The organism is Bradyrhizobium sp. PRIMUS42 (genome assembly GCF_023006515.1).
In the GTDB taxonomy this organism is placed as follows: domain Bacteria; phylum Pseudomonadota; class Alphaproteobacteria; order Rhizobiales; family Xanthobacteraceae; genus Bradyrhizobium.
The window spans coordinates 1-7,869 of sequence record NZ_JALBGZ010000266.1 but is presented as its reverse complement, the minus strand read 5'-3'; the positions used below and the strand labels follow the sequence as shown (position 1 = coordinate 7,869).

The 7,869-nt window shown below is 64.6% G+C and carries 6 protein-coding genes; 3 read left to right on the top strand and 3 right to left on the bottom strand.

Translation table 11 applies throughout. The annotated features are described in order from the left end of the window. The 3 genes from MOV75_RS20005 to MOV75_RS19995 all read left to right on the top strand — a co-directional run. Nucleotides 1–805 (top strand): efflux RND transporter periplasmic adaptor subunit (locus tag MOV75_RS20005; RefSeq protein WP_247006446.1); only part of this gene is annotated, 805 nt, incomplete at its 5' end. Beyond that, entirely contained in the window at nucleotides 802–3,969 is a 3,168-nt protein-coding gene (locus MOV75_RS20000) for an efflux RND transporter permease subunit (RefSeq protein ID WP_246928630.1), read from the top strand. The genes MOV75_RS20005 and MOV75_RS20000, both read left to right, overlap by 4 nt. A 292-nt stretch (nucleotides 3,970–4,261) precedes the next feature. Beyond that, nucleotides 4,262–5,455 (top strand): ABC transporter substrate-binding protein, encoded by a 1,194-nt coding sequence (locus tag MOV75_RS19995; protein ID WP_246928638.1) that lies wholly within the window; start codon nucleotides 4,262–4,264, stop codon nucleotides 5,453–5,455. 150 nt (nucleotides 5,456–5,605) lie between these two features. On the opposite strand, the gene MOV75_RS19990 is transcribed toward MOV75_RS19995, so the two are convergent. From MOV75_RS19990 to MOV75_RS19980, 3 genes are all read right to left on the bottom strand, one after another. Continuing rightward, nucleotides 5,606–5,992 (bottom strand): MAPEG family protein, encoded by a 387-nt coding sequence (locus MOV75_RS19990; protein WP_246928640.1) that lies wholly within the window; start codon nucleotides 5,990–5,992, stop codon nucleotides 5,606–5,608. Nucleotides 5,993–6,020: 28 nt separating this feature from the next. Beyond that, on the bottom strand, nucleotides 6,021–7,103 hold the full coding sequence (locus tag MOV75_RS19985) for a lipocalin-like domain-containing protein (RefSeq protein WP_246928642.1): 1,083 nt from the start codon (nucleotides 7,101–7,103) through the stop codon (nucleotides 6,021–6,023). After that, nucleotides 7,093–7,869, bottom strand: a 777-nt coding sequence (locus MOV75_RS19980) for an ABC transporter permease (RefSeq protein ID WP_247006443.1), incomplete at its 5' end; no start/stop codon positions are given. The genes MOV75_RS19980 and MOV75_RS19985, both read right to left, overlap by 11 nt.

The window sequence follows — 7,869 nt, the reverse complement described above, 5'->3', positions numbered from 1 at the left end:
GTGGTGCCTGTCGACCAGTTCCGCCACACGCCGCATGTGGAGCTGGTGGCGCGGTTTACGCGGTAGTCAGCGCCGTCAGGCCTTGCAGGCCGCGCACGCCGCCGAGGTGCAGGCCGAAGGCGCGCTCAAGGCTGCCAGGCTCAACATTGAATTCACGCATGTGACGGCGCCGCTGACCGGCCGCGTCAGCCGCCATCTCGTCAGTCCCGGCAATCTCGTGCAGGGCAGCGACAATGGCTCTTCGACCCTGCTGACCTCGATCGTCACGCTCGACCCGATCTACGTCTATTTCGACATGGATGAGGCGACCTTCATCAAATACAGCAAGCTCTGGTTCGAAGGCCGGCGCCCGAGTTCGCGCGACACCGCGAACCCGGTGCAGGTGACTCTCGCCGGCGAGACCAAGCCGTCGCATGAAGGCACCATCAACTTTCTCGACAACCGCCTCGACGTCTCCACCGGCACGCTGCGCAGCCGCGCCGTCGTCAAGAACACCGATCTGTCGATCCTGCCCGGCCAGTTCGGCCGCGTCCGTCTGATCGGCAGCGCGCCCTACGAAGCTCTGCTGATTCCGGATGCGGCTGTCGCCACCGACCAGTCCCGCAAGATCGTGTTCGTGGTCAAACCCGACGATACGGTCGAGGCGCGTCCCGTCGTGCTCGGGCCGCTGGATGACGGCCTGCGCGTGATCCGCGAAGGGTTGAAGGCGGAGGACCGCGTCATCGTCAACGGCATCCAGCGTGCCCGTGTCGGTGCCAAGGTCGCCCCGCAGACCGCGCAAGCCCCAGCCGGTGGCAAGTCATGAATCTCGGCCGTCTCTCCATCAACCAGCCCATCCTGGCGATGGTGCTGTCGATCGTGCTCCTGATCGTCGGCGCGCTCGCCTACACCACGCTGCCGGTGTCCGAATATCCGCAAGTGGTGCCGCCGACCGTGGTCGTCACCACGCAATATCCAGGCGCCTCCGCGCAGACCGTGTCCGACACGGTCGCGGCTCCCATCGAGCAGGAGATCAACGGCGTCGAGGACATGCTGTATCTCTACAGCCAGGCGACCTCGAACGGCCAGCTCACCATCACCGTCACCTTCAAGCTCGGCACCGATCTCGACAAGGCCCAGGTGCTGGTGCAGAACCGCGTCGCGATCGCGCAGCCGCGCCTGCCGGAGGAAGTCCAGCGCAACGGCGTCACCACGCGCAAGAACTCACCCGACATCCTGATGGTCGTGTTCATGCTGTCGCCCGACGACACGTTCGACCAGCTCTACATCTCGAACTACGCGCTGCTCCAGGTCCGCGACCAATTGCTGCGCCTCGACGGCGTCGGCGACATCCAGATCTTTGGCGCGCGCGATTACTCAATGAGGTTGTGGCTCGATCCTGACCGCATCGCCAATCTCGGCCTGACCTCGGCCGAGGTGCTGGCGGCGATCCGCGCCCAGAACGTGCAGATCGCCGGCGGCCAGATTGCCGAGCCGCCGATCGCCGACCGCGCCTTCCAGCCGAACCTCACCTTCACGGGCCGCCTGAAGGACCAGAAGCAGTTCGAGGACATCCTGATCAAGGCCGGCTCCGACGGCCGCGTGGTGCGGTTGCGCGACGTCGCGCGTATCGAGCTCGGGGCGCTGGCGTACTCCACCAACAGCTTCCTGCTGCGCAAATCGGCGGTCGCCATGCTGGTGACGCAGCGGCCGGGATCGAACGCGCTCGCCACGGCAAAGAACATCACCGACACCATGACGAAGCTCAAGGAGAGCTTCCCGAAGGGCCTCGACTACAATATCGGCTACAACCCGACCGAGTTCATCGCGCAGTCCGTGCACGAGCTGATCAAGACCATCTACGAGGCCATGCTGCTCGTGGTCATCGTGGTGCTGGTGTTCCTGCAGGGATGGCGGCCTGCGATCATTCCGATCATCGCGATCCCGGTGTCGCTGGTCGGCACCTTCGCGGTGATGGCGGCGCTTGGCTTCTCCATCAACAACCTCACTTTGTTCGGCCTCGTCCTCGCCGTCGGCATCGTGGTCGACGACGCCATCGTCGTGGTCGAGAATGTCGAACGGCATCTCGAGCACGGCATGAGCCGGCGCGACGCCGCGCTCAAGACCATGGAGGAGGTCGGCGGCGCGCTGGTCTCGATCGCGCTGGTGCTGTGCGCGGTGTTCGTCCCGACGGCGTTCATCGGCGGCATTTCCGGGCAGTTCTTCCAGCAGTTTGCCGTGACCATTGCGGTCGCGACCGCGATCTCCTGCTTCTGCTCGCTGACGCTGTCGCCGGCGCTGGCCTCGCAGATTCTCACGCCGCACGAGGAGAAACGTCCGTCGGCAAGCTGGAATGTCATCGCCCGGGCGTGGGGTGCCTTCACCGGGGTGTTCAACCGCGTGTTCGACCGGTTGGCGCACGGCTATGCCGGCCTTGCCGATTTCGTGATCCGGCATTCGGTGGTGATGCTCCTGATCTACGTCGTGCTGATCGGTAGCGCCGGCTGGCTGATCGTGACGACGCCGCAAGGGTTCATCCCGGCGCAGGATCGCGGCTACGTCATCGTCTCCGTGCAATTGCCAGGTGCGGCCTCGCTGGCGCGCACCACGGAGGTCGTGCGCGAGATCGAGCGGATCTCGCTGGATACGCCGGGTATCATCCGCGTCGCCGCTTTCGCGGGCTTCTCCGGTGCGACGCGTACGCAGGCGGGTAACGCAGCAGCGCTATTCCCGGTGTTCGACGAGCCCGAGGCGCGGATGAAGAAGGGATTGTCCGCGAACGCCATCACGGTCGAGCTGCGGAAACGCCTGTCCGCGATCCAGGGCGCCTTCATCATCGTGATTCCGCCGCCGGCCGTGCCCGGCATCGGTACAGGTGGCGGCTTCACCATCCGCATCCAGGACCGCCAGGGCCGCGGGCCTGAGATGCTCGCTGCGGCCACGGACGAGCTTGTCGCCGCGGCACGCAAATCGCCCTTGCTGCTCGGCCCCTCGGTGTTCTCGCCTTTCACGGCCAACACGCCGCAGCTCTTCGTCGACATCGACCGCACCAAGGCGCAGAAGCTCGGCGTTCCCATCTCGAATATCAACGAGACGATCCAGAGTTATTTCGGATCGACCTATGTCAACGACTTCAACCTGTTCGGCCGCACCTATCACGTCACCGCACAGGCCGACTTCCCGTTCCGGAAAGAACCCAGCGATCTCGCGCGCCTGCGGACGCGCAACGCCTCCGGCGACATGGTGATGCTCGGAAGCGTGGTTGAATTCAAGGACGTCTCGGGCCCGGACCGCGTCGCGCGCTACAATCTCTATGCCGCGTCCGAGTTGCAGGGTGAGCCGGCACCCGGCACCAGCTCGACCACGGCGCTCGACACCATCAAGAAGCTGGCGGATGACACCTTGCCGAGCGGCTTCACCTTCGAATGGACGGATCTGTCCTATCAGCAGGTCACCGGCGGCAATGCCGGCCTCTACGTATTCCCGATCTGCGTGCTGTTCGTCTACCTCGTGCTGGCCGCGCAATATGGCAGCTGGACCCTGCCGTTCGCGGTGATCCTGATCGTGCCGATGTGCCTGCTTGCCGCCACCATCGGCGTGCGCATCATGGGGCAGGACGTCAACATCCTCACGCAAATCGGTTTCGTCGTGCTGGTGGGGCTGGCGGCCAAGAACGCGATTTTGATCGTCGAGTTCGCGCGCGACATCGAGAACGAAGGCAGACCGCGGCTGGAGGCTGTGATCGAGGCCTGCCGCCTGCGGCTGCGGCCAATCCTGATGACCTCCTTCGCCTTCATCCTCGGCGTGCTGCCGCTCGTGATTTCGACCGGCTCCGGCTCGGAGATGCGGCAGGCGGTCGGCGTCGCCGTCTTCTTCGGCATGATCGGCGTCACCCTGTTCGGCCTGTTGTTCACGCCGATCTTCTATGTGGTGGTGCGGAACCTGGCGGAAGGACGGAACGAGGGGAAGAAGCCGGAGGTCGTCGCCTGACGCTGCCTCTATGGCCGTCGGCGCCTCCACACCCTCCGCTGTCTTCTCCGCGAACACGGGGATCCATAACCACAGGGAGTAGTTTGGCCCGACACCGGTAACTCCGAGTCTTCGCCAAACCGCTCCCTGTGATTATGGATCCCGGATCTTCGCTTCGCTCGTCCGGGACGACAGCGGTTGTTTGGCACACGGTTGCCCATACGAACGACCAACATGAAATGAATGGGCACACGCGGGGTTCTTCACTACTATCCGCGCGATTTCAAAACAGAAAACTGCTGGGAGATAACATATGAAATCAGCACTTTTGGCCGCCGTCGCAACCTCTGCTTTGGTGCTGGCGGCGCCGGCGTCCGCGCAAGGCGTCAAGATCGGCATCCTCAACGACCAGTCCGGCGTCTATGCTGACTACGGTGGCAAATGGTCGGTCGAGGCGGCCAAGATGGCGATCGAGGACTTTGGCGGCGAGGTACTGGGCCAGAAGGTCGAACTCGTCACCGCCGATCACCAGAACAAGCCTGATCTCGCAACCTCGATCGCGCGGCGCTGGTACGACGTCGAGAACGTCGACATGATCACGGAGCTGACGACCTCCTCGGTCGCGCTCGCGATCCACGAGCTCTCCAAGGAAAAGAAGAAGATCGACATCGTCGTCGGCGCCGCGACCTCGCGTCTCACTGGCGATGCCTGCCAGCCCTACGGCTTCCACTGGGCCTACGACACCCGCGCGCTCGGCGTCGGCACCGGCGGCGCACTGACCAAGGCCGGCGGCGACACCTGGTTCTTCCTCACCGCGGACTACGCCTTCGGCTACGCGCTGGAGAAGGACACCAGCGAGATCGTCACCGCCAATGGCGGCAAGGTGGTCGGCTCGGTGCGCGTGCCGCTCAACTCTTCGGACTTCTCGTCCTTCCTGCTGCAGGCGCAGAGCTCCAAGGCCAAGATCGTCGGCCTCGCCAATGCCGGCCTCGACACCACCAACTCGATCAAGCAGGCTTCCGAGTTCGGCATCGTCGCCAGTGGCCAGAAGCTCGCCGGCCTCTTGATGACGCTTGCCGAAGTGAACGGCCTCGGCCTCCAGGCCGCGCAAGGCCTGGTGCTGACCGAGGGCTATTACTGGGACGTCAACGACAAGTCGCGCAATCTCGGCGAACGCTTCCTCAAGCGGACCGGCCGGATGCCGAACATGATCCAGGCCGGCACCTATTCGGCGACGCTGAGCTATCTCAAGGCGGTCAAGGCTGCCGGCACCAAGGATCCGGATGCCGTCGCCAAGAAGCTGAAGGAGCTGCCGGTCGACGACGATTTCGCGCAAGGCGGCAAGGTGCTCGAGAACGGCCGCATGGTCCACGACATGTATCTGTTCGAGGTCAAGAAGCCGTCGGAATCCAAGAAGCCCTGGGACTATTACAAGCTGCTCGCCACCGTCCCGGGCGACAAGGCCTTCTTCGCCGCAAAGGACAGCGGCTGCCCGCTGACGAAGTAGGGCTCTTGTGTCCCGGACGCGCTGCAGCGTGAAACCCTGCTGCGCAGAGCCGGACCCACGTCTCTCCACGAATTGAGGCCAGATTGGGTCCCGGTTCAGCGGCGCAGCGTACACGCTGCACCCGGGACACGAGCGCGTGATGCCGCCCTCTCACACCATCCGCAGCACCACCGCGCCCAACGCCCCCGCCCACAGCGCGATGGCGGCAATGCCCTGGATCATGAAGCCCGGGCCACGCTTTGCGGCCGCCTTCGAATAGCCGATGAAGTAGACGATGCGGCCGATGATCCAGATCGCGCCGATTCCTGCCGCGATGCTATCGCTGATATAGACCGCGAACAGCCAGAGCGCGGGCAGAATGATCGGCATCCATTCCAGCGTGTTCATCTGGATGCGGAAGGCGCGTTCGAAATCCGGATGGCCGGACATCGCGGGCACCTTGACGCCGGTCTTGGTGCGCGAGCGCGAGACGTTGATGCTGGTGAAGAAATAAAATGCGATCGCCAGCAGCGTGACGAGGGCGGTGAGGTGATACATCGCGGAATTCCTTTGAGGAGGTCGCGCTTCAATACCCGGTCAGCTCGAGATAGCCAACGCCGTCATGCGTGCCGGCAAAGCTGATCGGTCCCTCCCAGTAGGAGAAGCCGGTCCCCATCCAGGCCCTGGGATTGAGCGGCTTGCAAGCAATCGAGAACGATCGCGAGGGAATCGCGATCTGCCATTCCACCGGCAGCTTGCGTCCCGCAACGTCTGTCGTCGCCTTCGGACTCATCTGGATGTCGCCACCCGCAATCATCTGCGTCTCGCCGGCGGCGCTGATCCAATTGCCGAACGGATAGTCCCTGCCGTCCTTCTGCCGTAGCCGGTACAGCATCAGCTTGTCGCCGGACGTCAGATGCAGCGACAGCCAATCCCAGCCGGTCTGGTCGGCGTCGAGCGGTTGGCTGCTCCATTCGCGGTCCATCCAGGCCTGGCCCGAAACATCGACGGACTTGTCGTCGATCGTGATCCTGCCGCGGGCGCGGTAGAACGGCTGGCTGTAATAATAGGACGCCTGGCCGCGCTCCGACTTGCGGCTGTAGCCGCCATCGCCTTGCAGCACCACGGCGCGATCGGCCTCCAGCGTCAGTGCGTAGCTGAAATCGGTGCTGGCTGCCTTCAGCGTGAGAGGCGCCAAAGTGCGATCGTCGGTGCGATCGAGGCCCTTCATCTCCCAGTCGTCGATCCAGGCCGCAAAGGGTGTTGCGGAGACGCCGGCCTGCCCGATGCCACCGCGTGAAAAGGCTTCGCTGAAGCGGTGGGTATCGGCGCGCGTCACCGCAGCGTGGGCCATCCACACCTGCTGATTGGCCCAGCCTTCGCCCTGCGGGCCCGGCTGCGCCGCCTGCCGGAACAGCGTCCATTGCAGGCCGCAGGCGGCACCGCTGCCGTCGACGAGGTTTGCCGTGAGGTACCACCACTCGATACGAAACTCTGGATGCGGCCCGTGGTCGGCCGGAAAGGCGAACAGCTTTCCCGGCGTGACCTTGGCAAAGCCATCCGCTGTCTCACCGAGCCCGGCATAGCCTTGCGCACCGGCGCGGCGTGCGAGCGCCAGCGCAGCGATGCCGCCGGTGAAGGCGCGGCGCGAGATCAGGTCAGCGCTCATTGGCGAACACCTTGACGAGATTTGCCGGTTGCATCCGCGCTAGTCTTGCCACCGGCAACAGAGCCGCAAGCAGCGACGCAAACAGCGCCACCGCGACCAACTCGACCAGTTGCAGCGGGAACACGTGGAACGGCAGCCGCCAGCCGAACGCCTTCACGTTCACGATCGCGATCAGGCACCACGCCACCAGCAGCCCGAGCGGCACGGCGAGCAGCGCGGTGAACAGCGCCACCGACAGCGTCTTGGTCAATTCGATCGCGGCGAGGCGCGGCCGCGTGATGCCGATCGCCCACAGCGGTGCAAGTTGCGGCAGGCGGGAATTTGCCAGCGTCAACAGGCTGGTGAACAGCGCGATCCCGGCGACACCGAGCGTGAACGCGTTCAGCGCCGATGTCACCGCGAAGGTGCGGTTGAAGATGCGGATCGATTCCGCCTTCATCGTCGCCTGATCCGCGACACTGCGGTCGCCGAGCGCAAACTGTCTTTGCAGGGCCGCGATCAGGCCGGGGATATTCTCCTTGGCAACGATCAGGCCGACCCGCGTCTGCGGCGTCTGCGGAAACTGCCGCATCAGCGCCGCGACGTTCACCGCCAGCTGTCCTTTGGGATTGCCGTAATCGGCATAGACGCCGACGATGTCGAGCTCCCACGTCCCACCCGGCGCCGGCACCTCGACGACGTCACCGATCCCGACGTTGAGGCGGCGGCTCAGCTGCTCGCTGATGAAGGCGGCATTGCCAGGCACGAGCCGGGTCCAGGCGCGCGG

Bases quoted from the DNA above. Each gene is read 5' to 3' on its own strand.
- MOV75_RS20000 (WP_246928630.1), top strand. From the start codon at position 802: ATGAATCTCGGCCGTCTCTCCATCAACCAGCCCATCCTGGCGATGGTG.
- MOV75_RS19995 (WP_246928638.1), top strand. From the start codon at position 4,262: ATGAAATCAGCACTTTTGGCCGCCGTCGCAACCTCTGCTTTGGTGCTG.
- MOV75_RS19990 (WP_246928640.1), bottom strand. From the start codon at position 5,992: ATGTATCACCTCACCGCCCTCGTCACGCTGCTGGCGATCGCATTTTAT.
- MOV75_RS19985 (WP_246928642.1), bottom strand. From the start codon at position 7,103: ATGAGCGCTGACCTGATCTCGCGCCGCGCCTTCACCGGCGGCATCGCT.